We start from the raw sequence: 23,570 nt of genomic DNA, 5'->3' as shown, positions 1-23,570 counted from the left end.
CTCGACGTCCACACGTCGCGACCACTCAGGGGGTTCGCCGCATGACCGCCACGCACGCTCCCGCGCGCACGTGGCCGATGCCTGTGCTCGCCTCGATGGTGATCGGGTCGATGGTGGGCGCGGGCGTCTTCTCGCTTCCCTCCTCGTTCGCAGGCTCCGCCGGGGTCGCGGGCGCAGCGATCGCGTGGGCCGTCGCGGGCGGCGGCATGCTCATGCTCGCGCTCGTGTTCCAGCGCCTCGCGGTACGTCGCCCCGATCTCGACTCAGGCATCGTCGCGTACGCGCGCGCAGGTTTCGGCAGCTACGTGGGGTTCTTCTCCGCGTTCGGGTACTGGGCGTCCGCCTGCATCGCGAACGTCACCTACTGGGTCCTGCTGTCCTCGACGCTCGGCGCCGTCGTCCCAGGGCTCGGCGAGGGCGACACAGGGTGGGCGTTCCTGTTCGGCACCGTCGGACTGTGGCTGTTCCACCTCGTGATCGCGCGAGGGGTCTCCCAGGCGGCGCTCCTGAACGCGATCACCACGGTCGCGAAGATCGTGCCGCTCGTGCTCTTCCTCGCGATCGTCGCCGTCGGTGGCTTCTCCTGGGACGTCTTCCTGGAGAACCTGCGCGGTGACACCACCGTCCTCGGCCCGGTGGCCGAGCAGGTGCGCGCCACCATGCTCGTCACCGTGTTCGTGTTCCTGGGCGTCGAAGGCGCCAGCGTCTACTCCCGCTACGCGCGGCGACGCGAGGATGTGGGGCGCGCCACCGTCGTCGGCTTCCTCTCCGTGCTCGCCCTCTTCGTCGCCGTCACGATGCTCGGCTACGGCGTCATGCCACGCGAGGAGCTCGCCGGCCTGCGGCAGCCCTCCGTGGCGGGTGTGCTGGAGGCCGTCGTCGGCCCGTGGGGCTCGTGGTTCATCGGGATCGGCCTCGGAATCTCCGTCCTGGGCGCGTACCTCGCGTGGTGTCTGCTCGCCGCCGAGGTGCTCTTCGAGGCGGCGACCCAGGAGGACGCGCCCCGCTTCCTGACCCGCATGAACCGCCACGGGGTCCCGATCGCCGCGCTCACCGCCACCTCGGTCGCGACCCAGGCGTTCCTCATCGTCACGCACTTCTCCGCGAGCGCCTTCGACTTCTCGCTCGAGCTCACGAGCGCGCTCGCGCTGCTCCCCTACCTGCTCACCGCCGGCTTCGGGCTGAAGGAGGCGCTCGGACCGCGCCGCTGGTCGGGCGCTGTGGCGATCGCGTCGATCGCAGTCGTCTACACCGCCTACCTCGTCTACGCCGCGGGCATGAAGTATCTGCTCCTCGCGCTGCTCGTCTACGCACCCGCCTCGCTGCTGTACGTGTGGGCCCGCCGAGAGCGCGGCCTGCGGGTCTTCACCCCGTGGGAGGCGGCGCTGTGCGTCGGCAGCGTCACTGGCGCCGTGGTCGCCGTGGTCGCGCTCGCCACGGGCACGATCACGCTGTAGCCGCCGTCAGGACGCAGCAGGCCGGCCCTCAGCCTTGAGGGTCGATTCCCCTGAGCCGCAGCTCCTCGACGTCCAGCACGGCCTCGATGCGGCGCACGACCTCGTCGTCGATCGTCGTCGCGCGGCGGAGGGCGTGCAGCTCCTCGCGCTCCAGGTCGATCAGCGCAAGCCTGCCGCGTGCGTAGGCCGCCGCGTCCTCACGATCCGGAGCCTCAGACCTGTCCTGTCCCGACTCGTCGCGGGCGCGTGCGAGCTGGCTCACCGCGCGCTGCTGGGTGGCGAGCCGTTCCCGCACCGCGGGAGAAAGCGACAGCTCGGCGCTGATGTCGTCGAGCGCGCGCAACGCGACTGTCGACATGCGGACCCGAGCGATGTCGAGCTCCTCCTGGTCCTCCGTGTCGCGCGGAAGCCGCGCCCACTGCGCGAGCGCAGGCAGCACCGGCCCTTGTACCAGCAGGGTCAGCACGATGACGCCCGCGGTCACGAAGACGATCTCGTCGCGCCCCTGCATGGGACCGCCACCGGCCACGGTCAGTGGCACGGACAGCGCGATGGCGAGCGAGACGGCGCCACGGAAGCTCGCCACGGTGCTCACCACCCTGCCTCGCTGACCGAGCTGCTGACCGCCTGGGGCGCCTCGCAGCCGGGCATCGAGAAGCCTGGCCGCTGCCGACCCCGCCAGCTGGAATGCGTAGCGCACGACCATGAGCACCGCCCATACGGCGACGGTCAGGAGGACCAGGATTCCCAGCTCGCTCGGGTCGATCTGCCTGATCGAGGCCTGCACCTGGACTCCCACGAGCACGAACAGGGCGCCGTTGAGCACGTACGAGCCGAGCGGCCACATGCCGTGCATCTGACGGCGTGACAGCGCCGTGCTGGTGCGTGCGGAGAAGAACGACAGGAGCAGCCCGCACGTGACGACCGACAGGACTCCGGAGGCGCCGAAGGCCTCCGCGGCGAGGTAGGACGCGAAGGGCAGCACGAGCATCGTGATGTTGATGATCAGCGCATCCGAGGTCTGGCGCAGGAATGCGATGCCGAGCGCGCCGAGCGCGAGGCCCGCCGCGACCCCACCGAGGTACGCGATCGCTACCGTGCTGGTCACCTCGAGCGTCGACGTGCTGCCGCTGACCGCGAAGCCGACGGCGATCGTGTAGAGCGCCAGCGCGGCGCCGTCGTTCGTGAGGCTCTCTGCGCGCAGCAGCGCGAACTGTCTGCGCGGCAGCACGTTGCCCAGGGAGGCGATGGCGGTCGCGTCAGGCGGGGCGAGCGCGGCGCCGAGCATGAGCGCGGCCGGCCACGGCATCCCCAACGAGTAGGCGATGCCGGCGACCGCGAAGGCGGTGGCGACGACCAGCACGGTGCTCATGAGGATGATGCCGCGCAGGTCGCGTCGGATGGACCTCAGCGACGTGGTGAGCGCCTCCCAGAACAGCAGCACCGGGAGGAACAGCAGGAGCACGGCCTCCGACGGAAGCTCGACGTCGCGCAGTCCGGGCACGAAGCCGAGCACCAGTCCGAGCAGCAGGAGCACGAGCGGGGCCGCGAGGCGCAGCCGCGGCGCGAGCACGGTTCCTGCGAGCACGGCGACGCCGAGCACCACGGTGAGCACAAGGCCTTCCACGCCGTTCCTCCTCAGTTCGTACGTGCGCGACTGTCAGGAGTCGAGCATGCCAGCAAGCGTGGTGGTGGTCCGCCAGTTCCGGATGGTCATGTGCTTGTACTCGGGCCTGGAGACCAGGCGGGACATGTAGCTGCGGGAGGCCTGGGAGATCAGCCTGCGGATGTAGACCACGGCCGTCCCCTGCCATGCGAAGTCCACCCCATCGCGCAGCTCCACTGCGGCGAAGGCGTCCTCGGCGCTCAGAGTCTCCCGCAGGAACACGACATCCCAGCGGTACGCGTCGTCCTCGCCGAAGCCGTGGGGCGCGTCGGTGACGGCCGAGCGCAGGTCCTCCGCGGGGACGGTGACGACGGGAGTGTCCACGTCGAAGCGGTCCCGGAGCACCCTACGGACGGTGTCGCCGACCTCGCCCGTCGACGCCCCCGGTGCGTCGACCAGCACGTTCCCCGACTGGATGTAGGTCCGGACATGACTGAGCCCCGCGTCCTCGAGCGAGGAGCGGAGCTCTGCCATCGGCACCTTGTTCTTGCCGCCGACGTTGATCCCGCGGATCAGGACGACGTGCGTGGCGCCCATGCGTGGATCAGACGTTGAACCCGAGTGCGCGCAGCTGCTCGCGGCCGTCGTCAGTGATCTTGTCCGGGCCCCACGGCGGCATCCACACCCAGTTGATGCGGAAGCCGTCGACGAGGCCCGCCAGCACCTGGGAGGCCTGGTCCTCGAGGACGTCGGTCAGCGGGCACGCCGCCGAGGTGAGGGTCATATCGATCACCGCGTGGCGGTTCTCGTCGACGTGCACGCCGTACACGAGCCCGAGGTCGACGACGTTGATGCCGAGCTCCGGGTCGATGACGTCGCGCAGCGCCTCCTCGATATCCGCGGTGTTCGCGGGCATGGTCTCAGCCATCGTTCTCTCCTTCCGCTCCCCCAGCGGCCTGGGCCTGTGCGACAGCGTCGCGCAGTGCCATCCAGCCGAGGAGGGCGCACTTGATACGGGCAGGATACTTGCCGACACCGACGAAGGCGCCGGCATCTCCGAGCATGTCGTCACGGTCGTCGCCGAGATCCTCGCCGCGATTGCCCATGAGGGCGCGGAAGGCCTCGTAGACCTCGTCGGCCTCCTCGAGGCTGTGACCCTCGACGAGCTCGGTGAGTGCCGAGATGGAGGCCTGGGAGATCGAGCACCCTTGGCCTTCCCAGTGCACGGACGCGACCGTGTCCCCGTCGAGGCCGACGCGAAGGGTCACCTCGTCGCCGCAGGTCGTGTTGACCTGGTGCGACTCCCCGACCGCGGGCAGGTCGAGGTCGACGAGCCCGGCGCCGTGACGCGCGCGGGCGTGGTCCATGATGACCTGCTGATACATCTGCTCCAGGCTGCTCATGCGGGCACTCCGAAGAACTCTCGGACCGAGGCGAGCCCCTCGAGGAACCGGTGGGCGTCCTCCTCGGTCGTGTACACGTGGGCGCTGGCGCGGGTGGATCCCGTGACGCCGAAGCGCTTGTGGAGCGGCTGCGCGCAGTGGTGTCCCACGCGCACCGCGATGCCAAGGTCGTCGAGCACCTGGCCGACGTCGTGCGTGTGCACGCCCTCGACCACCACGGTGGCGAGGCCGAGCACCTCGTCGGCGTCGGGATCCCCGATCGGCCCGAGCAGACGCACTCCAGGCATCTGGGAGACGCCTTCGCGGATGATCTGCGCGATCCGCCTCTCGTGGGTCGCCACGTCGTCCATGCCGAGCGCCATCAGGTACTCGGCGGCGGCTCCCATGCCAACGGCTTGCGTCACGGGCTGCGTGCCCGCCTCGAACCGTGTGGGCGCCGGATGCCAGGTCGTCTCCTCGAGGGTCACGACCTTGATCGCTCCCCCGCCGAAGACCGACGGAGGCAGCACGTCCAGGAGCTCCTTGCGACCCCAGAGCGCGCCGACGCCGGTGGGCCCGAGCATCTTGTGCCCGGAGAAGGCCGCGAAGTCCACGCCGAGCGCCTGGAAGTCGACCGGCAGGTGCGGCACGGACTGGCAGGCGTCGAGCACGGTGTACGCGCCGACCTCGCGGGCACGGGCCACGAACGCCGCGACGTCGCTCACCACGCCGGTGACGTTGCTCGCGTGTGTGAACGCGACGATCTTGGTGGTGTCGTCGATCACCGTCGCGAGCTGCTCGAGGCGGTGGCGTCCGTCGTCCCCGATCTCGATCCAGCGCAGCGTGGCGCCCGTGCGGGCGGCGAGCTGCTGCCACGGGATCAGGTTGGCGTGATGCTCGGCCTGGGTGACGACGATGGAGTCACCGGCGCCGATGCGGAACCGTGCGGACTCCTCGCCGCCCTGGCCCATGGATGCGTTGCCGATGCCGTTCGCGACCAGGTTGAGCGCCGCGGTGGCGTTCTCGGTCCAGACGATCTCGTCCGGGCTCGCCGCGTTCACCAGGCGCGCCACGGACGCCCGCGCGCCCTCGAAGGCCTCGGTGGCCTCCTCCGCGAGCAGGTGCGCGCCGCGCGCGACCGCGCCGTTGTGCAGGCGGTCGAACTCGTCCATCGCGTGCAGCACGGCGTGCGGCCGCTGGGCGGTCGCGCCGGAGTCGAGGTACGCGAGCGGCTTCCCGTTCCTGACCGTGCGGGCCAGGAGCGGGAAGTCGTCGCGCAGATCGGGCAGCATCGTGGTTACGCGTCCGCCAGGTAGCGGTCGTAGCCCTCGGCCTCGAGACGCTCGGCGAGCTCGGGGCCGCCCTCCTCGGCGACGCGTCCGTTGACGAACACGTGCACGAAGTCGGGCTTGATGTAGTTGAGGATGCGCGTGTAGTGCGTGATCAGCATGACGCCCAGGCCGGTGTTCTCCTTGACGCGGTTGACGCCCTCGGAGACGATGCGCAGCGCGTCGACGTCCAGGCCGGAGTCGGTCTCGTCGAGGATCGCGATCTTCGGCTCGAGCAGCTCCATCTGGAGGATCTCGTGGCGCTTCTTCTCACCACCGGAGAAGCCCTCGTTGACGTTGCGCTCGGCGAACGACGAGTCCATGCGGAGGTCGTCCATCGACTTCTTGACGTCCTTGACCCAGGTGCGCAGCTTGGGCGCCTCGCCGGAGACAGCCGTCTTGGCGGTGCGGAGGAAGTTCGACACGGAGACGCCGGGGACCTCGACCGGGTACTGCATCGCGAGGAACAGGCCCGCCTTGGCGCGCTCGTCCACGGACATCGCGAGGACGTCCTCGCCGTCGAGGGTCACGGTGCCCTCGGTGATCGTGTACTTGGGGTGGCCGGCGATCGAGTACGCGAGGGTCGACTTGCCGGAGCCGTTGGGGCCCATGATCGCGTGGGTCTCGCCGGACCTGATGGTCAGGTCGACGCCCTTGAGGATCTGCTTGGTGCCGTCGGGGGTCTCCACGGAGGCGTGGAGGTTCTTGATCTCGAGAGTGCTCATTGCATGTGCTCCTAGGGAAAGGTCTTACGAAGTCTTCGGGTTGTCGATGTCGACGAGCACCTGCTCGCCGTCGACTCGGACGGGGTACGCCTTGACGGGCGAGAGCGCGGGCAGCTCGGTGGGCTGGCCGGTGCGGAAGTCGAAGCGGCCGCCGTGCGCCCAGCACTCGATCTCGCAGCCCTCGACGTCGCCCTCGGAGAGGGAGACGGCGCCGTGCGTGCAGGTGTCGTCGATGGCGTAGAAGTCGCCGTCGTCGCTGCGCACGATCGCGAAGGGCTTCTCCGAGCCGTCCGCGAGGGTCAGCTCGGCCAGCAGCGCGGCGCCGGGCTCAAGGTCCGACACGGCGCAGGCGACCTGCTCGCTCACTCGTCCTCCTCGATGTGCTCCAGCTCGAGCTCGATCTCCTTCATGAGGCCTTCCTCGACCTCAGGGATGCCGATCTCGCGGACCAGGTCGGCGAAGAAGCCGCGGACCACGAGCTTGCGGGCCTGGTCCTCGGAGATGCCGCGCGAGCGCAGGTAGAACATCTGCTCGTCGTCGAAGCGGCCGGTCGCGGACGCGTGACCTGCGCCCTCGATCTCGCCGGTCTCGATCTCGAGGTTCGGCACCGAGTCGGCGCGGGCGCCGTCGGTGAGCACGAGGTTGCGGTTGAGCTCGTACGTGTCGGTGCCCTCGGCCGCGGCGCGGATGAGGACGTCGCCGATCCAGACGGTGCGGGCCGACTTGCCGGCGAGCGCTCCCTTGTAGGTGACGCGCGACGTGCAGCGCGGCACCGCGTGGTCCACGAACAGCTGGTGCTCCTGGTGCTGGCCCGAGTCGGCGAAGTAGAGGCCGAACAGGTCGACGGAGGCGCCCTCGCCCGCAAAGGCGGCCGAGGTGTTGAGGCGCACTGCCTTGCCGCCGAGCGTGACGACGGAGCCGCGCAGGCGGGAGTCGCGGCCCAGGCGGGCGACGACCTCTCCGGCGTGGACCGCGTCGTCGTCCCACTGCTGCAGGAGCACGAGGTTGAGGCCGGCGTTGTCGCCCAGGTCCACCGAGACGAACTCGGAGTAGGTGGCGGTGCCCTTGCGGGTGAGGACGACGGTCGCCTCGGCGCCGGGGCCCACCTCGACGAGGATGTGGCCGCGGACGTCCTCGCCTGCACCGGTCATGGTGATGGCGATGGGCTCGTCGACGATCGTGTTGGCGTCGACGCGCAGCGCCATGGCGCCACCGGAGCGGGCGACGGCGACGGCCGACGCGCGGTCGCCGGGGGCACGCACGGAGCGGGCCTGCGCTTCCTCGGCAGCGACCTCGACGAACTCGACGCCCGCGGGAAGCTCGGGCACGTCGAACGTGAGGTGGCCCTCGCCGCCCTCGAGCGCGAAGACCGGCTTGAGGTCGGACAGCGCGGAGAACCGCCACTGCTCGATGCGGTTGTTCGGGACCTCGAAGACCTCGGGGTCGAACGACGTGGGCCGGTCGGCGCGCGAGGCGTCCGGGACGACCTGGCCGTGGCTGTGGGCCGCGTCAGAGGTGGCGCGGGTGTGATCGGTGACGGTCAACCGACGGATCCTTCCATCTGGAGCTCGATGAGGCGGTTCAGCTCGAGGGCGTACTCCATGGGCAGCTCGCGCGCGATGGGCTCGACGAACCCGCGCACGATCATGGCCATGGCCTCGGTCTCCTCCATGCCTCGGGACATCAGGTAGAACAGCTGGTCCTCGCTCACGCGGGACACGGTGGCCTCGTGACCCATGTGCACGTCGTCCTCACGGACGTCGACGTACGGGTAGGTGTCGGAGCGCGAGATCTGGTCCACGAGCAGCGCGTCGCACAGCACGTTGGACTTGGAGTTCTTCGCACCCTCGAGCACCTGCACGAGGCCTCGGTAGGAGGTGCGGCCGCCACCACGGGCGACCGACTTGGAGATGATGGACGACGACGTGTTGGGGGCGGCGTGCACCATCTTGGCGCCCGCGTCCTGGTGCTGGCCCTCGCCCGCGAAGGCGATGGAGAGGGTCTCGCCCTTGGCGTGCTCGCCGAGCATGAAGATCGCCGGGTACTTCATGGTGACCTTCGAGCCGATGTTGCCGTCGACCCACTCCATGGTGGCGCCCTCAGCGGCGGTCGCGCGCTTGGTGACGAGGTTGTACACGTTGTTCGACCAGTTCTGGATGGTCGTGTAGCGCACGCGGGCGTTCTTCTTCACGATGATCTCGACGACCGCGGAGTGCAGCGAGTCGGACGAGTAGATCGGCGCGGTGCAGCCCTCGACGTAGTGCACGTACGAGCCCTCGTCGGCGATGATCAGCGTGCGCTCGAACTGGCCCATGTTCTCCGTGTTGATGCGGAAGTAGGCCTGGAGCGGGATCTCGACGTGGACGCCCGGCGGCACGTAGATGAACGAGCCTCCGGACCACACGGCGGTGTTCAGCGCGGCGAACTTGTTGTCGCCCGAGGGGATGACCGTGCCGAAGTACTGCTCGAACAGCTCCGGGTGCTCCTTGAGCGCCGTGTCGGTGTCGAGGAAGATGACGCCCTGCTCCTCCAGGTCCTCGCGGATCTGGTGGTAGACGACCTCGGACTCGTACTGCGCGGCCACACCGGCGACCAGACGCTGCTTCTCCGCCTCCGGGATGCCGAGCTTGTCGTAGGTCGCCTTGATGTCCTCAGGCAGGTCCTCCCAGCTGGTGGCCTGCTTCTCCGTGGAGCGCACGAAGTACTTGATGTTGTCGAAGTCGATGCCGGTGAGGTCCGAGCCCCAGCTGGGCATGGGCTTCTTGCCGAACATCTTCAGCGCCTTGAGGCGGGTGTTCAGCATCCACTCCGGCTCGTTCTTCAGCGCGGAGATGCGGCGGACCGTCTCCTCGGACAGACCGCGCTCGGCGATCTCGCCTGCCGCGTCGGAGTCGTGCCAGCCGTACTCGTAGCCGCCGATGGAGGCGATGATCTCGTCATCGCTCCTTGCGGGCGCGTTGTCGGTAGGGGTGCTCATAGTCAACCTTCCTTGGGGGCCGCCGGGGCGACGGGGATGGTGGTGGTGCACACGTGGGCTCCACCCGCGAGGGTGGACAGACGCTGCACGTGGACGTCGAGAAGCCTGGAGATGGCGCGGGTCTCCGCCTCGCACCATTCGGGAGCCTCGGTGGCGATCTCCTGCACAGGGCAGTGGCCCTGGCACAGCTGGAGCGTGTAACCGCCGGGGCCGGGGCGGACCGAGGCCGCGTACCCCTTGATGCCGAGCGCCTCGGACACGATCGCGACCCTCTCGGGCAGCGACGCGTTGTCGGGGATCTCGGGCGCGATGTCGGCCTCGAGCTGCGAGGCCTTCGACTCGACGAAGGCGTCGAGGTCTCCATGGTCACGCATGAAGCGCACCGCGTCGACCGCGACGGACGAGGAGTCGGAGGTGAGGGACTGCTGGCCCTCAGAGGTGGCGACGAACGAACGGGCCGGTCGGCCGCGCCCACGCACCGCGGGGCCGGGCTGCTCATGGTCGACGATCAGGCCGTCGTCGAGCAGCATCGACAGGTGACGCCGCACGCCGGCGGGCGTCAGGGTGAGCTCATCCGCAAGCGACGCCGCCGTGATGGGGCCAGCGGAGACGATGAGGCTGAGAACCCGGTCACGCGTGGTGTCTGCATGCATGCGGTGTGCCTCTTCTCCTCGTCGGGGATCGGCCTCAGACGGCCGTCGAGCAATTAGGCAACATTTTGGTTCATTAAAAACTTCCCCGCAAGCAAGGAGTGCCTTACCTAGCCTCGGGCACGGAGGCCTCGCGCAGCACCCTCTGCATCGCTGCGGCGAGGCTCATCGGGAGTCCCGCCACGACGGGGCCGAGGAACTCGCGGCACGACTCGATCGCGTCGAGCTCCTCGACGAGCAGGACGACGTCGTCCCGCACGGTGCCGGGCTCCTCGTCCATCCCCACCCCCTCAGGTGTCCGGTCGGCGCCTCCGGATCGACGGCACAGCCATGCAGCGTCGACCAGGGCTCGTGCAACGTAGCACCGCGTGCCGGCCCCGCGCGGAGGCGCTGTGGACAACCTCCACGCACCTAGACTTGACGCGTGAGCACGACCGACCAGTCCCCTTCTGCGGCAGCGAGGCCGCTCCCCCTCCGAATCGTCCGCCGAGGAGCCGACTTCCTCGGACGCCACGCGCGTGGCCTGACGCTCGCGAACATCGCGGCTCAGGCGGGCATCATCGTCACGGGCGGCGCCGTCCGGTTGACAGGATCGGGCCTCGGCTGCTCAACGTGGCCGCAGTGCGAGCCCGGAGAGTTCACCCCGCAGTTCCACGGCGAGGCCGGGATCCACGGCTTCATCGAGTTCGGCAACCGCACCCTCACGGGTGTCCTGCTCGTGGTGGCCCTGCTGCTCGCGATCGGCGTGTGGAACTCGCGTCCCGACCTCAAGTGGTGGGGGCTCGTGCCGGGCATCGGAGTGATCGGCCAGGCGGTGGTCGGCGGCATCACCGTGCTCGTGGAGCTCCACCCGCTCGTCGTGGGCCCGCACCTGCTGCTGTCGATGCTGCTGGTGTGGCAGGCGGTCTGGCTCGCGCTCACGTACCGTCGCGCGCCACGTCGCGATGGAGCCCCGCTCGCTGCGACGCGCTGGCTCTCGGTCGTCCTCCTGGTGGGAGTCCTCTTCGGGGGTGTGCTCACCACGGGCGCCGGCCCGCACTCAGGCGACGCCGACGCGACCGAGCGTCTCGCGCTCGACCCCGCGCTGATCGCCCGCGCTCACGCCATGATCGTGTGGGCGTTCGTCGCACTACTCGCCTTCCTGGTGTTCCGTCTGCGGCAGGACCGCTCGATCGGTGCCAAGGACGAGGTGCGCAAGGCGTGGATCGTCCTCGTCGCGATCACGTTCGCGCAGGCGGCGATCGGCTACATCCAGTACTTCACGGGCCTGCCCGAGGTGATCGTCGGCATGCACCTGCTGGGGGCCGCGGCGCTCACGGCCGCGCACGCCGCCTTCTTCTACCTCACCAAGGCCGGAGCCACGGAAGCACGATGAGCGGGTCGGAGGTCACGCTCGGCCATATCGAGGCCGCGGCAGCAGCACTGACAGGCGTCGCGCAGCACACGCCCGTCGACCACGCCTCGTACCTGAGCGACCTGCTCGGCGTGCCGACGTACATGAAGCTCGAGAACCTCCAGCGGACGGGCTCCTTCAAGCTGCGCGGCGCGACCTACCGCCTCTCCCGCCTCACCGACGAGGAGAAGGCTCGGGGCGTCGTCGCCGCATCGGCCGGGAATCACGCGCAAGGAGTGGCCTTCGCAGCCCAGCAGCTCGGCATCGACGCGACGATCTTCATGCCGCTCGGCGCACCCGTGCCCAAGCTGCTCGCCACGAAGGGCTACGGCGCCACCGTCGTCACCGACGGCGCGACGGTCGAGGAGTGCCTGGCGCTCGCCGCCGAGCACGCCAAGCGCACCGGCGCCATGATGATCCATCCCTTCGACCACGCGGACGTCATCGCCGGCCAGGGCACGATCGGCCTGGAGATCCTCAAGGATGTCCCCGACGTCGAGACGGTGATCGTCCCGATCGGAGGCGGCGGGCTCATCGCAGGCATGGCCGTGGCGCTCAAGGAGGCGGGCGCACGCGCAGGTCGCGACATCAAGGTGATCGGCGTCCAGGCCGCCGCGACCGCGGCGTTCCCCGCCTCGCTCGCCGCTGGACACCCCGTCACGATCGAGCGTCACTCCACGATCGCCGACGGCATCGCGGTCGTACGTCCCGGCGACGTCACGTTCCCCCTGGTGCAGCGATACGTGGACGACGTGGTGACCGTCGAGGAGGACGACCTTGCCAAGGCGGTCCTCACCGTGCTCGAACGCACCAAGCTCGTCGTCGAGCCCGCCGGGGCCGCGCCTGTCGCAGCGATCCTGGGCGGACATATCCGACCGACCGGGCCGACGGTCGTGCTCCTGTCCGGGGGCAACATCGACCCCCTCCTCATGCAGCGGATCATCGCCCACGGCCTGGTCGCATCCGGTCGCTACATGACGCTCCGGATCCCACTGCCGGACCGGCCGGGCCAGCTCGCGCGCGTCGCCGACATCCTGGCGGAGGTCAGCGCGAACGTGATCGAGGTGGTCCACACCCGGCACGACATGGGCCTGACCATCAACGACGCCGTGCTCGAGGTCTCGGTCGAGACCCGCGGACCCAACCACCAGGGCGAGGTGCTCGAGGCGCTACGCCTCGCGGGGCTCTCCCCCGACGTCATCAGCTCGTAGCCCGGCACACGTCGGCGAGACTCCCGCCGACGACGCCTACCGCACCAGGCGGGTCGCCTCCGGACGCATCCAGGGCGCATCCGCGGCGCGCAGCGAGGCGAAACCGTCCCGCCGCGCACGGTCGGCGGCGAGCAGTCCTGCGACGGCCGACGAGGCGTGCACACGGCCGTCCAGCACCGCCTCCACCGCGTCGTCCAGGGAGACCCAGGCGCCGATCATGTCGCGTTCCTCGGCCTCGCGAACATGTCGCTCGTCCTCAGGGACCTCGCCGATGCCACGTGCGAGGAACACCCGCACCGCCTCCGACGTGCCTCCGCCTGAGGGGAAGTAGTCGACCAGCGTGTGCCACGTCTCCGCAGTGAGGTCAGTCTCCTCCGCCAGCTCACGGCGAGCGGCGTCGACGGGGGACTCCCCCGCCATGTCCAGCAGACCGGCCGGAGGCTCCCAGCACTCGGTGCCGACGGGGTGCCGATACTGACGCACCAGGTAGACCCGCTCCTGCGCATCCATCGCGACGATCACCACGGCACCCGTGTGTCGCAGGTAGTCGCGCGTGACGACGCCCGACTCCCCCAGGTCCACCTCGTCGCTCGCGACGTCCCACACCTTCCCGTGGAAGCGCTCGTGGGTCGCGAGCACGGGGCGAGGACCGGGGACGTCGACGAGGGGCCCGTCGTCCGCCATGGGTCAGGCGCCCGCGACGGCAGCCTGCTCGCCGGCGCCCTCACGGGCCGCGATCGCGGCACCGATCAGGCCCGCGAACAGCGGGTGCGCCTTCGTGGGGCGCGACAGGAACTCAGGGTGCGCCTGCGTCGACACGTAGTACGGGTGCACGTCCTTGGGAAGCTCCACGAACTCGACGAGCGAGCGGTCGGGCGACTCCCCCGAGACGACCAGGCCGGCCTCCTCGAGCTGCGCACGGTACTTGTTGTTGACCTCGTAGCGGTGGCGGTGACGCTCGCCCACGGTCGTGGCGCCGTAGGTCTCTGCGACCACCGAGCCGGGCGTCAGGACGGCCTTGTACTCACCGAGGCGCATCGTGCCGCCCAGGTCGCCCTTGCCGTCGACGATCGCGAGCTGCTCCTCCATGGTCGCGACCACGGGGTACTTCGGGTCATCGTCGAACTCGGAGCTCGACGCGCCCTCAAGGCCCACGACGTTGCGGGCGTACTCCATCACCATCGTCTGAAGGCCCAGGCAGATGCCGAGCGTCGGCACCTTGTTCTCGCGCGCCCAGCGCAGGGCACCGATCTTGCCGTCCACGCCGCGCACGCCGAAGCCGCCGGGCACCAGCACGGCGTCGACGCCGCCGAGCGCCTTCTCGGCGCCCTCCTCGGTCTGGCACGTGTCGGACGCGACCCAGCGGATCTTGACCTTCGCGTTGTGGTGGAAGCCGCCGGCGCGCAGCGCCTCGCTCACCGACAGGTACGCGTCGGGGAGGTCGATGTACTTGCCGACCAGCGCCACCTCGACGTGGTGGGCCGGGTGGTGGACGCGACGCAGCACGTCGTCCCAGGCGCCCCACTGAACGTCGTGGAACGGCAGGTCGAGGCGGCGCACCACGTAGGCGTCGAGCCCCTCGGAGTGCAGCACCTTGGGGATGTCGTAGATCGACGGAGCGTCGATCGCGTTGACCACCGCATCGGGCTCGACGTCGCAGAACAGGGCGATCTTGTTCTTCACCGACTGCGGCACGGGACGGTCGGAGCGCAGCACGAGCGCGTCGGGCTGGATACCGATCGAACGGAGCGCGGCGACCGAGTGCTGCGTCGGCTTCGTCTTCTGCTCGCCCGACGGGCCGATGAACGGCACGAGCGAGACGTGGAGGAAGAACACGTCGTCACGGCCCACGTCGTGGCGCACCTGACGCGCGGCCTCAAGGAACGGCTGCGACTCGATGTCGCCGACGGTGCCGCCGATCTCCGTGATGATCACGTCGATCTCCGGGCCCGCCTGCTCGCGCATGCGACGCTTGATCTCGTCCGTGATGTGCGGGATGACCTGCACCGTGTCGCCCAGGTACTCGCCGCGACGCTCCTTGGCGATCACCTGCGAGTACACCTGACCGGTGGTGACGTTCGAGCTGGAGGAGAGCTTCACGTCCAGGAAGCGCTCGTAGTGGCCGATGTCCAGGTCGGTCTCAGCGCCGTCGTCCGTGACGAAGACCTCGCCGTGCTGGAACGGGTTCATGGTGCCCGGATCCACGTTGAGATACGGGTCCAGCTTCTGCATCGTGACGCGCAGTCCGCGCGACCGGAGAAGTCGGCCGAGGCTTGAAGCCGTCAGGCCCTTCCCGAGGGAGGAAACGACGCCCCCCGTGACGAAGATGTGCCGGGTGACATGGTCCGCATTGGACGAGAATCTCGATCGCTCCACGGGCTTCAATGCTAACAGCCGGAACGGGGTGCCGTCGCCCCGGACTCGCCGATCATCCGCCCGCACCGAGCATCGACGGCGGCAGAAGAGGTCCGTCCGAGCCTGCCCCGTAGTGGCCCATGCCGCCCGAGATCTGCTCGGCCAGCGCGAGCGCCACCGCAGTCCGGCCGTAGATGGTGCCCGCCTCCGTCACCGTGCTGATGCCCGCCGTATCAGGCACGTTCCGCAGCGCCGACGAGAGGTCACCAGTCATCGGCTCTCCCTGCGCCTGCGTCGTCCCCGCCACGTACGAGTCCAGCACCCCGACGACGTTGGCGAGCGAGTCCGATTCCCTCGCCCGCGCGTCGTCATCGGCAAGTCCGTCTCCCGAGACGACGACGATCGCCGTCGCCCCCGACGTCACGGTGCCCGTCACGAGGTCGGCCTGCTTCAGCAGATCGAGCAGCACAGTGGACGAATCCGACGCGGCTCCCTCCACCGGCGCGAGCGACTGCGCGAGCGCGTGCGCCAGCATCCTGTCGGACGACGTCGTCGCCGGATCCACGTCCACCAGCTGGGCCGCCAGCTGGTCCGCGAGCGCAGCACGGAACGTCCCCTGCGAGGAGTCGGTCCATGCCGGCTCGATCGTGACGTCCGCGCTGACGGACGCCCCCGCGGAGACCAGCGCCGAGCGCACCGACTCGACCCGCGAGTCCGCGGGGTCGGACACCGAGACCAGCGCGACGTTCTGGCCCGCGAGCCGTCCACCGAGCAGGAACGGCTCGACCTCGGCCGCGAAGTCGGTGCCGACGACCGCCTGAGCCTGAGCCGTCTCCACGTCGGCCTGCGCGTCGTCGACCTGCTGCTCAAGCGAGTCGACCTCCTCCCCCAGGGAGGACACGAGGGAGGTGCGCAGCGGGCCGGAGCCGAGCACGATGCCCACCGCGAGCGCGAGGAACACGGCCGCCAGGGAGACCACGTGATAGCGGAACGAGGTCATCACGCCACCCCGATCCAGCCGCCGACCGTCTGCCAGACGTCCTCCAGCCACGGTCTGCCACCTGGGGTGATCCAGAACGCCACCCCGAGGGCGAGCACGGCGGAGAACAGCAGTGCGCCCACGACCCACCACGGATACCGATGGCGGTACAGCACCGCCAGGGCCTCGCCGTCGATCAGGCGATCCCCCGCCTGGAGGCGCGCGAGGAAGGTGCCCGCTGCACCTGCGACATGATCATGAGCCGAGGACTCGAGGAGCGACGTGAGGTCCGCCGGCACGCCGATCGTCACGATCGATGCGGCACCGGCGGCATGAGCCATCAGGATCGCCACGTCCGTGCTCCCCAGCGTCGACTCCACCTTCGCGTGGGCGAGACCCAGCGTGTCGAGACGGCTCGAGCCCGCGTCGCCACCCGTCGGGTCATGCAGGACGATGCTCGTCGTCTTCGTGAGAGCCCGCTCTGAGACGCCTTCGACGTCGCCCACCACGATCGCGGCCGGGTAGGCGCCCTCAAGCACGGCGTCCGCCGCGTCGGACACCGCGATGATCACGGGACGATGCTCGCGCAAGTAGGGCCTGAGCGACTTGAGACGCGCACGATGCTGGTAGCCGGGCGCGACGATGACGACCTGGCGATCCTTGAGGTCCACCTCGACCTCAGGCAGGCCCTTGGACTCGAGGAGCATCGGCGCCTCTCGTTCGACGCGGTCCACGGCGTCGGCCGCGAAGGCGGTGAGCTGAACGCGCAACCCCTCCTCGGCAGAGACCAGCGCCTCGCCGACGCTATCCGGCGTCAGCAGCGTGCCGCTCGCGAGCTCCCGATCGCCCGCACGGAGCACGCCATCGTCGCCAAGCGTCGCGCGAGTGCCGTCCATGAGCGCCATCACCGCGTTGCCCGCGTCGTCCACGACCGGGATCCCCGCGCTCACCAGGACCGCTGCACCTCCGGCCGGGTAGCGGCCCGAGAGCGTGCGCTGCGCGTTGACCACCGCAGCCGGACGCGAGGAGACGATCTCCTCCGCGGTGCGGGAGTCGAGGTCCATGACATCGATGACGGCGATATCGCCAGGTCGCAGCCTGCGCAGAAGCACACGGACGCTCGACTCGAGACGGAGCGTTCCGGTGACCTCTGCCTCAGGAGCGGCGGAATCTCGGCGGCGGAGGGGGGTCATGTGGCTCATGGTGCCACGCGGGAAGCCTCCAACAGCTCAAGCGCGTGGGCGCGTGCAGTGTCCGAGTCCTCATGACCCGACAGGAGGCGCGCGACCTCCTGGATGCGGGCGTCTCCGTCGACAGGACCGACCTGAGATCGGGTGATCGCACCGTCGGTGGCCTTCGCCACCACCACATGCGTGTCGGCGAACGCCGCAACCTGGGCAAGGTGAGTGACGACGAGGACCTGATGCGTCTGCGCGAGCTCCGCCAGGCGCCTGCCCACGGCCTGCGCCGCCTTGCCGCCGACACCCGCGTCGACCTCGTCGAACACGAAGGTGTGCCCCGGACGATGCGCCCCGCGGGCGAGCGACACCTCGATCGCGAGCATCACGCGTGAGAGCTCACCGCCAGACGCCGCGTCCGCGACAGGACGCGAGGGCGCGCCGGGGTGCGCCGCGAGGGTCATCGTCACGGCGTCGGCGCCCGAATGGCGCAGCTCATCAGGCTCGACGGTCACAGCGAACTGCGCGTCAGGCATCGCGAGTCCCGCGAGCTCCGCGTTGACCGCCACCGCGAGCCTCTCCGACGCCGCCACGCGTCCCTCGGTGACCCGCGCCGCCACATCGCGGACGAGGGTCTCCGCCCGTGCGGCCGCCTCCCGCCGGATCTCGAGGCGCTCGTCCCACTCGTCGTCCTCCGCGACGGTCTCGGCCGCCCGGAGCCGGTACGCGAGCAGCCCCTCCATGTCGGTGCCCACACGCCGCATGAGACCGGCGAGCGCCGACCGCCGGCTGAGCACGGCATCGAGGCGCGCTGGATCGGCGTCCATCCGGTCGAGGTACGACGAGAGCTCCATCGCGACGTCCGACGCCGTGTACGACACCTCAGCGAGACGCTGCTCGAGCTCGGCGAGCACCGGGTCGTGCTGGGCGGCCTCTCCGAGCGCACGACGCGCCGCCTCCACGGCCACGACCAGGGTGGTCTCTGACTCACCGTCGATCGCCTCGTGCGCGCCCGCGACCCCTGACCGGACCGCCTCGGAGTTCTGAAGGAGCTCGGCCTCTGCGGCGAGCGCCTCGTCCTCGCCCGGTTGCGGATCCACCTCGTCGATGGCGGCGAGATCGTCGCGCATGCGCGCTGCTTCCATGCGGGCGCGGTCAGCGCCGGACTCCATGCGCTCCAGCTCCTCGCGGGCCTCTCGCCACGCCGCCCACGCCTCGGCGAACTCCGTGAGCAACGACGCGTGGTCAGCGCCTGCGTACTCGTCCAGCAGGGACCGCTGGCGTGCCGCGCTGCGGAGCCTCTGCTGGTCCGCCTGCCCGTGCACGGTCACCCATTCGGCCGCGAGCTCCGCCAGCAGCGCTTGAGGTACGGTCCGGCCACCGATCACGGTGCGCGACCTGGTGGTCGCACCCACGGACCTGCTGACGACGACGGTGCCGTCCTCATCCAGCACGGCTCCCGCGTCCTCGAGCCGATCCGCCTGCGACGACCCCGGTTCGACGTCCACGATCGCCTCGGCAAGCGCCGAGTCGGCTCCGACACGCACGGTGGCAGGCACCGCCTTCGAGCCGAGGATCAGCCCCAGGCCCGTGAGCACCATGGTCTTGCCCGCACCGGTCTCACCGGACACGACTGTCAGCCCAGGGCCGAGCTCCAGGCGGGCAGAGTCGATGACACCGAGGTTCTCGATCGAGAGCTCGTGAAGCACCTAGTGCCCCTCCCCCGCGACGCCAGGCGCGCGCACGCGCCCGTCCTCACGCCAGCCGTGAGTCGGGAGGTGGAACTTGCGGACGAGCCGCTCCGTGAACGGCGCATCGGAGAGCCTGGCGAGCTTCACGCGGCCGGCGCTGTACGCGACCTCGACGCGACCGCCAGGGACCAGCTCGATGTTGCGCGACCCGTCGAGGACAACGTGGCCCGCCGTCGACGAGTGGGGCACCACCTCGATCGTGAAGGTGGAATCCGGCCCGACCACCAGCGGGCGCGCGAACAGCGCATGAGCAGCCAGCGGCACCAGCAGCAGACCTTCGACGTTCGGCCACAGGACCGGCCCACCGCCCGAGAAGGCGTGGGCCGTGGACCCCGTCGCCGTCGCCACGACGACCCCATCGCAGCCGAAGCTCGACAAGGGACGACCGTCCACCGACAGCACCACCTCGAGCATCGTGCGCGGATTCGCACGCTCGATGGTGGCCTCATTGAGCGCCCAGCCGCTCTCCACCGTGCCGTCCGGGGAGACGACACGCACGTCGGCGGTGCCGCGTTCCTCGATCCGGTAGGCGCCCTCCGCGAGCCGCTGAGCCGCGTGCGCGACATCGTCCCGCTCGAGCTCCGCGAGGAATCCGACATGGCCCAGGTTGACGCCCAGGAGCGGGATGCCTGCATCGCGCGTGAGGTGTGCCGCGTGGAGCATCGTGCCGTCTCCTCCTAGCACGAGCGCTGCCTCGATCGGCTCGTCGTCGTTCATCTCGAACGTGGCGCACGCGTCGACGCCGGATTCGGCCAGCGCGGCGCGAGCCACCTCCACAGCGGCGAGCGTGTCGTCCCGATGCGGGTTGGCCACGATGAGGATGCGGCGGCCCATCACTTCCCTTCCGTTCCTGGCGAGGCATGGACCTCGCGGCGGATCGCGGCCGCCTCCTGCTCGCCGTCAAGCTCCGGCCAGTCAGGTGCGATCCCCGTCTGACCACTAGCCTGCCACGGCCCACCGACCCACACGAAGAATTCAACGTTCCCGTGCGGACCAGGCAGTCCGCTCCTCGCCACGTGCCTCACCGCCAGGCCCAGACGCCGCGCCTCCGCGAGCACTCCTGCCACGGCGTCGGCCCTGTCGCGGAGGTCGGTCACGACGCCACCAGCACCGAGCCGCTCACGCCCCACCTCGAACTGAGGCTTCACCATCAGCAGCATCTGGGCGCCCTCGCGGGCGTACGCGACAAGCGCAGGAAGCACGAGTCGCAACGAGATGAACGACAGATCGGCGACCACAAGATCGACGCCGGCGCCCTCGGACGTGGACGTGAGGTCGCGCACGTTCACACCCTCACGGACGCTCACACGCGAGTCGGACGCGATGCTCGGCGCGATCTGACCATGGCCGACGTCCACAGACCACACGTGGGCGGCACCATGCTCCAGAAGGGTCTGCGTGAATCCGCCCGTCGAGGCCCCCGCGTCCAGCGCGGTGAGCCCCCGCACAGGGAAGCCGAGCGGCTCGCACACCTGCAGAGCGCCCTTGAGCTTGTATGCGGCGCGAGACACGTAGTCGCTGCCGTCCGCGACGTCCAGGCGTGCGTCGGCCGTCACCTCGTGGGATGGCTTGGTGATCCTGTGCCCGTCGACCGTGACGGACCCCGATCTGATCAGCTCCTGAGCATGCGAGCGGGACCGCGCCAGGGCACGCTCCGCCAGCGCGCGGTCGAGCCGCACGGCACGCTCAGGAGTCGTCGCGCAGGCGCGAGGAGAGGGACTCCTGGATCTTGTCGAAGAAGTCTGCCTGCTCCTGAAGGTCCGACGGCATCTCCGTCACGGATTCCAGCGCCTTCTTCACCTCGGGCGGGTAGTCGACAGCGCCGAGCGGCTCGCGGTGATCGTTCATGTCAGCCATGCGCTCAGGCTACTCCGTCAGTCGGGAGCGCCTCAATGTCGATGTGACCTCCTGCATCCACGGTGGACCAGGCGGCCGAGCATGCGGCACGAACCCTGTCGATGCGGGTGCCCCCCTCAGCCTGGAGGACACCGTCGACCACCCGTGCACGCGAGTCGCCTGAGCACCACCAGCCGTCCTCGAGACGCGGCGCGGGGTGCGCCTCCGCGAGGCCCGAGAGGTCCTCAGCAATGTACGACGGACGCATGTCAGGGGTCGCGAGGATCGCCTCACGCGCACGGTCCACTCCGGTCAGGACGAGCAGCCCCGGGTAGCCCGCCGCACGGGCACCCTTGAGGTCGGTGTCGAGCCGGTCGCCGATCATCATCGGGTTCTCGGCATCGGCCTTCGCCGCGGCGAGGTGGAACATGGCCGGCTCCGGCTTGCCTGCCGCAGGCGGGACCGCGCCAGTCGCCTGCACGACGGCCTGCACGAGCGAGCCGTTGCCGGGGGCGATACCGCGCTCGTTCGGGATCGTCAGGTCCAGGTTCGTCGCGACGTGCACCGCGCCGCCCTGGACCGCGTAGGCGACCTCGGCAAGGTCACGCCAGCGCAGATCCGGGTTGAATCCCTGGATGACCGCGTCGGGCCCGTCCTCGGCGCTGGCGACCGTCTCGAATCCGAGCTCGGTCACGGCGGTGACAAGGCCGTGCCCGCCCACGACAAGCACCTTCGCCTCTGCGGGCACGAGGGTCGCGAGCAGTGCGGCGCCTGCCTGTGCCGCAGTCATGACCTCATCGCGAGTGGTCGGCATGCCGAGCTCGCTCAGGTGCTCTGCGACGGTCTCAGGCGCACGGTTGGCGTTGTTGGTGACGTACACGACGCGCATGCCGGCCTCGCGTGCGGCGGCAAGCGCAGGCGGAGCGCTCGGGATCGCCTCGGGCCCACGGTACGTGACGCCATCGAGGTCGACGAGAGCGACGTCATGCACCTCCTGCAGGGGCTTGTCGGTTCCCAGCAGCATCGGTGCTTCCGTCACTTGTCCTCCTCATCGGTGGGCTTCTCGTCGGCCACGTCGTCTTCGTCGGCCACGTCGTCTTCGTCGGCCACGTCGTCTTCGTCGATGGTGTCATCGGCGTCCACCGCGGCGTCAGGACCGGAGTCCTCGTCCTCGGGCTCGTCGTCCTCGACCCATACCTCTGCGGTGTCGTAGAGCACGATGTCATCCATGAACGGGTCGGTGGGCTCTTCCTGCTCGGGGATCTGAGCCTCTAACTCCTCGGCCTCGTCGGCGCGGCCGAGCGAACGCAGCACCTCGGCGCGTGCGCCGAGGATGCGGAGACGCTGGTCGTCGTCCACGGGCTGGAGCCTTCCGAGCTGCACGAGGGCGGCCTCCGACTCGCCGAGGTCCATGCGAGCACCAGCGACCACGATCTGAAGCTCGACCTGTGCCTCGGGCGAGAGCCCGGTCGCACCTTCCTCACGAGCGATGTCCAGCGCGCGTTCGGGACGCCCGAGCCCTCGCTCGCAATCGGCCATCAGCGGGAGGTGCTCGTTGGAGCCGTTGAGACGGCGCACGGTCCGGAGCTCGCGGAGCGCCTCGGCGAACCTGCCGGTCGCATACGCGGTGAGCGCGGCGGCCTCACGGACGACGTCCACACGGCCTGCCCGCTGCGCAGCGACCTGCGCGTGCTTGTAGGCAGTCTCAGGGTCGTAGTCCAGAAGCCGGCCCGCCATCACAAGGTGGCGGCCGACGTCCTCGGCATTGTCCTTGCTGAGGGTGCGCAGGCGTGCCCGCACCTCGCGGTCGAGCTGACCGATCGTGACTTCCTCGGGGATGTCCGGCACATCGAGGCGCGGCCGCGCGGCGCGTTCGACCTGGCCAGGGCGCGCACCACGATCGCGGTCCGCCTGCGGTCCACCCATGCCACGTCCGGAACGCGAGCCTCCGCCGTCCCGACGGGGACCACGAGCGTCACGATCGCCCCGGTAACCACCCTGACGGGGACCACGGTCATCGCGATCGCCCCGGTAGCCACCCTCGCGACGCTCACCGTCACGACGAGGACCACGATCACCCTGGTAACCACCCTGACGGGGACCACGGTCATCACGGTCACCGCGGTAGCCACCCTCGCGACGCTGACCGTAGCCACCTTCACGGCGCTCACCGTCACGACGAGGACCACGATCACCCTGGTAACCACCCTGACGGGGACCACGGTCATCACGGTCACCGCGGTAGCCACCCTCGCGGCGCGGGCCACGATCGCCCTGGTAACCACCCTGACGGGGACCACGATCATCACGATCGCCCCGGTAGCCACCCTCGCGACGCTCACCATCGCGGCGCGGACCACGATCGCCCTGGTAACCACCCTGACGGGGACCACGGTCATCACGGTCACCGCGGTAGCCACCTTCACGACGCGGGCCACGATCACCCTGGTAACCACCCTGACGCGGGCCACGTTCATCGCGATCGCTCCGGTAGCCGCCCTCGCGGCGCGGGCCTCGATCGTCGTCACGACGCTGCCCGTACCCGCCGTCGCGACGACCGCCGCCGGCGTTGGAGCCAGAGCGGTAGTTGCCACGAGGTCCTTCCTTGCGCGGCCGCTGGCGGTCGCCGTCGCCGCCGGCCGACTGGCCGTTGGGCTTCTCCTCGTCGGACATGATGCTCCGCTCTGCTCTCTGTGTACGTAGATCTATTGTGGGTGAAACGTCGAAGGGCCGCCCTGTGTG

The 23,570-nt window shown here is 69.9% G+C and carries 25 protein-coding genes; 4 read left to right on the top strand and 21 right to left on the bottom strand.

The window, feature by feature from the left end:
- Positions 1 to 41 precede the first annotated feature (41 nt).
- Positions 42 to 1,457: a basic amino acid/polyamine antiporter gene (locus QQX04_RS08815; protein WP_301128281.1), complete on the top strand. Its 1,416-nt coding sequence runs from the start codon at positions 42 to 44 to the stop codon at positions 1,455 to 1,457.
- A 28-nt stretch (positions 1,458 to 1,485) separates the two neighbouring features.
- Here QQX04_RS08815 and QQX04_RS08810 read toward each other — a convergent pair whose 3' ends face one another.
- The 11 genes from QQX04_RS08810 to QQX04_RS08760 all read right to left on the bottom strand — a co-directional run bounded on the left by QQX04_RS08810 (position 1,486) and on the right by QQX04_RS08760 (position 10,405).
- Positions 1,486 to 3,084, bottom strand: coding sequence for a Na+/H+ antiporter (locus tag QQX04_RS08810; RefSeq protein WP_301128280.1), 1,599 nt, complete (start codon positions 3,082 to 3,084; stop codon positions 1,486 to 1,488).
- 33 nt (positions 3,085 to 3,117) lie between these two features.
- Positions 3,118 to 3,660 (bottom strand): DUF1697 domain-containing protein, encoded by a 543-nt coding sequence (locus QQX04_RS08805; protein WP_301128278.1) that lies wholly within the window; start codon positions 3,658 to 3,660, stop codon positions 3,118 to 3,120.
- Between the two features lie 7 nt (positions 3,661 to 3,667).
- A complete protein-coding gene (locus QQX04_RS08800; RefSeq protein ID WP_301128276.1) occupies positions 3,668 to 3,991 on the bottom strand; it encodes a metal-sulfur cluster assembly factor in 324 nt (107 codons plus the stop codon).
- Positions 3,984 to 4,466: a Fe-S cluster assembly sulfur transfer protein SufU gene (sufU, locus tag QQX04_RS08795; protein WP_301128274.1), complete on the bottom strand. Its 483-nt coding sequence runs from the start codon at positions 4,464 to 4,466 to the stop codon at positions 3,984 to 3,986. Before sufU ends, QQX04_RS08800 begins: the two co-directional genes overlap by 8 nt.
- Positions 4,463 to 5,737 carry an aminotransferase class V-fold PLP-dependent enzyme gene (locus tag QQX04_RS08790; protein WP_301128272.1) on the bottom strand — a complete coding sequence of 425 codons (1,275 nt, stop codon included), beginning with the start codon at positions 5,735 to 5,737 and terminating at the stop codon, positions 4,463 to 4,465. The genes sufU and QQX04_RS08790 overlap by 4 nt, the downstream gene beginning before the upstream one ends.
- A 5-nt stretch (positions 5,738 to 5,742) precedes the next feature.
- Positions 5,743 to 6,498: a Fe-S cluster assembly ATPase SufC gene (sufC, locus tag QQX04_RS08785; protein WP_301128270.1), complete on the bottom strand. Its 756-nt coding sequence runs from the start codon at positions 6,496 to 6,498 to the stop codon at positions 5,743 to 5,745.
- A gap of 24 nt (positions 6,499 to 6,522) precedes the next feature.
- The gene (locus QQX04_RS08780) at positions 6,523 to 6,864 is read right to left on the bottom strand and encodes a non-heme iron oxygenase ferredoxin subunit (protein WP_301128269.1); all 342 of its coding nucleotides are present in this window, start codon (positions 6,862 to 6,864) and stop codon (positions 6,523 to 6,525) included.
- Complete coding sequence (sufD, locus tag QQX04_RS08775) at positions 6,861 to 8,042, bottom strand: Fe-S cluster assembly protein SufD (RefSeq protein ID WP_301128267.1); 1,182 nt, start codon at positions 8,040 to 8,042, stop codon at positions 6,861 to 6,863. The genes QQX04_RS08780 and sufD overlap by 4 nt, the downstream gene beginning before the upstream one ends.
- Positions 8,039 to 9,475 carry a Fe-S cluster assembly protein SufB gene (gene sufB / locus QQX04_RS08770; protein ID WP_301128265.1) on the bottom strand — a complete coding sequence of 479 codons (1,437 nt, stop codon included), beginning with the start codon at positions 9,473 to 9,475 and terminating at the stop codon, positions 8,039 to 8,041. The genes sufD and sufB overlap by 4 nt, the downstream gene beginning before the upstream one ends.
- A 2-nt stretch (positions 9,476 to 9,477) precedes the next feature.
- Positions 9,478 to 10,128 carry a helix-turn-helix transcriptional regulator gene (locus QQX04_RS08765; RefSeq protein ID WP_301128264.1) on the bottom strand — a complete coding sequence of 217 codons (651 nt, stop codon included), beginning with the start codon at positions 10,126 to 10,128 and terminating at the stop codon, positions 9,478 to 9,480.
- A gap of 103 nt (positions 10,129 to 10,231) precedes the next feature.
- Entirely contained in the window at positions 10,232 to 10,405 is a 174-nt protein-coding gene (locus QQX04_RS08760; protein WP_301128262.1) for a hypothetical protein, read from the bottom strand.
- 144 nt (positions 10,406 to 10,549) lie between these two features.
- On the opposite strand from QQX04_RS08760, the gene QQX04_RS08755 reads away from it, so the two are divergent.
- Positions 10,550 to 11,500, top strand: a complete 951-nt coding sequence (locus QQX04_RS08755) for a COX15/CtaA family protein (protein ID WP_301128260.1) — start codon at positions 10,550 to 10,552, stop codon at positions 11,498 to 11,500.
- Complete coding sequence (gene ilvA, locus QQX04_RS08750; RefSeq protein ID WP_301128258.1) at positions 11,497 to 12,729, top strand: threonine ammonia-lyase; 1,233 nt, start codon at positions 11,497 to 11,499, stop codon at positions 12,727 to 12,729. Before QQX04_RS08755 ends, ilvA begins: the two co-directional genes overlap by 4 nt.
- A 36-nt stretch (positions 12,730 to 12,765) precedes the next feature.
- On the opposite strand, the gene QQX04_RS08745 is transcribed toward ilvA, so the two are convergent.
- The 10 genes from QQX04_RS08745 to QQX04_RS08700 are packed head-to-tail and all read right to left on the bottom strand — an operon-like array spanning position 12,766 to position 22,565.
- Entirely contained in the window at positions 12,766 to 13,413 is a 648-nt protein-coding gene (locus tag QQX04_RS08745; RefSeq protein ID WP_301128257.1) for an NUDIX domain-containing protein, read from the bottom strand.
- Between the two features lie 3 nt (positions 13,414 to 13,416).
- A complete protein-coding gene (gene pyrG / locus QQX04_RS08740) occupies positions 13,417 to 15,105 on the bottom strand; it encodes a CTP synthase (protein WP_301128255.1) in 1,689 nt (562 codons plus the stop codon).
- 52 nt (positions 15,106 to 15,157) lie between these two features.
- The gene (locus QQX04_RS08735) at positions 15,158 to 16,084 is read right to left on the bottom strand and encodes a copper transporter (protein WP_301128253.1); all 927 of its coding nucleotides are present in this window, start codon (positions 16,082 to 16,084) and stop codon (positions 15,158 to 15,160) included.
- Positions 16,084 to 17,256 (bottom strand): putative cytokinetic ring protein SteA, encoded by a 1,173-nt coding sequence (gene steA, locus QQX04_RS08730; protein ID WP_301128251.1) that lies wholly within the window; start codon positions 17,254 to 17,256, stop codon positions 16,084 to 16,086. The genes QQX04_RS08735 and steA overlap by 1 nt, the downstream gene beginning before the upstream one ends.
- A gap of 5 nt (positions 17,257 to 17,261) precedes the next feature.
- The gene (gene recN, locus QQX04_RS08725; RefSeq protein WP_301128249.1) at positions 17,262 to 18,950 is read right to left on the bottom strand and encodes a DNA repair protein RecN; all 1,689 of its coding nucleotides are present in this window, start codon (positions 18,948 to 18,950) and stop codon (positions 17,262 to 17,264) included.
- Positions 18,951 to 19,826 (bottom strand): NAD kinase, encoded by an 876-nt coding sequence (locus tag QQX04_RS08720; RefSeq protein ID WP_301128247.1) that lies wholly within the window; start codon positions 19,824 to 19,826, stop codon positions 18,951 to 18,953. It abuts the gene before it with no gap.
- Positions 19,826 to 20,671: a TlyA family RNA methyltransferase gene (locus QQX04_RS08715; RefSeq protein ID WP_301128245.1), complete on the bottom strand. Its 846-nt coding sequence runs from the start codon at positions 20,669 to 20,671 to the stop codon at positions 19,826 to 19,828. Before QQX04_RS08715 ends, QQX04_RS08720 begins: the two co-directional genes overlap by 1 nt.
- A gap of 7 nt (positions 20,672 to 20,678) precedes the next feature.
- Positions 20,679 to 20,849 carry a hypothetical protein gene (locus tag QQX04_RS08710; RefSeq protein WP_301128243.1) on the bottom strand — a complete coding sequence of 57 codons (171 nt, stop codon included), beginning with the start codon at positions 20,847 to 20,849 and terminating at the stop codon, positions 20,679 to 20,681.
- A gap of 4 nt (positions 20,850 to 20,853) precedes the next feature.
- The gene (locus QQX04_RS08705) at positions 20,854 to 21,867 is read right to left on the bottom strand and encodes an HAD-IIA family hydrolase (protein ID WP_367312952.1); all 1,014 of its coding nucleotides are present in this window, start codon (positions 21,865 to 21,867) and stop codon (positions 20,854 to 20,856) included.
- Positions 21,864 to 22,565 (bottom strand): tetratricopeptide repeat protein, encoded by a 702-nt coding sequence (locus QQX04_RS08700; protein ID WP_301128242.1) that lies wholly within the window; start codon positions 22,563 to 22,565, stop codon positions 21,864 to 21,866. Before QQX04_RS08700 ends, QQX04_RS08705 begins: the two co-directional genes overlap by 4 nt.
- Positions 22,566 to 22,571: 6 nt before the next feature.
- Between QQX04_RS08700 and QQX04_RS08695 the strand changes: the two genes are divergently transcribed.
- Positions 22,572 to 23,531, top strand: a complete 960-nt coding sequence (locus QQX04_RS08695; protein ID WP_301128240.1) for a hypothetical protein — start codon at positions 22,572 to 22,574, stop codon at positions 23,529 to 23,531.
- Positions 23,532 to 23,570 lie beyond the last annotated feature (39 nt).

The sequence above is a fragment of the Demequina zhanjiangensis genome (assembly GCF_030418315.1).
In the GTDB taxonomy this organism is placed as follows: domain Bacteria; phylum Actinomycetota; class Actinomycetes; order Actinomycetales; family Demequinaceae; genus Demequina; species Demequina zhanjiangensis.
The sequence above is the reverse complement of the archived record's forward strand: the minus strand, read 5'-3'. Positions and strand labels throughout refer to the sequence as shown.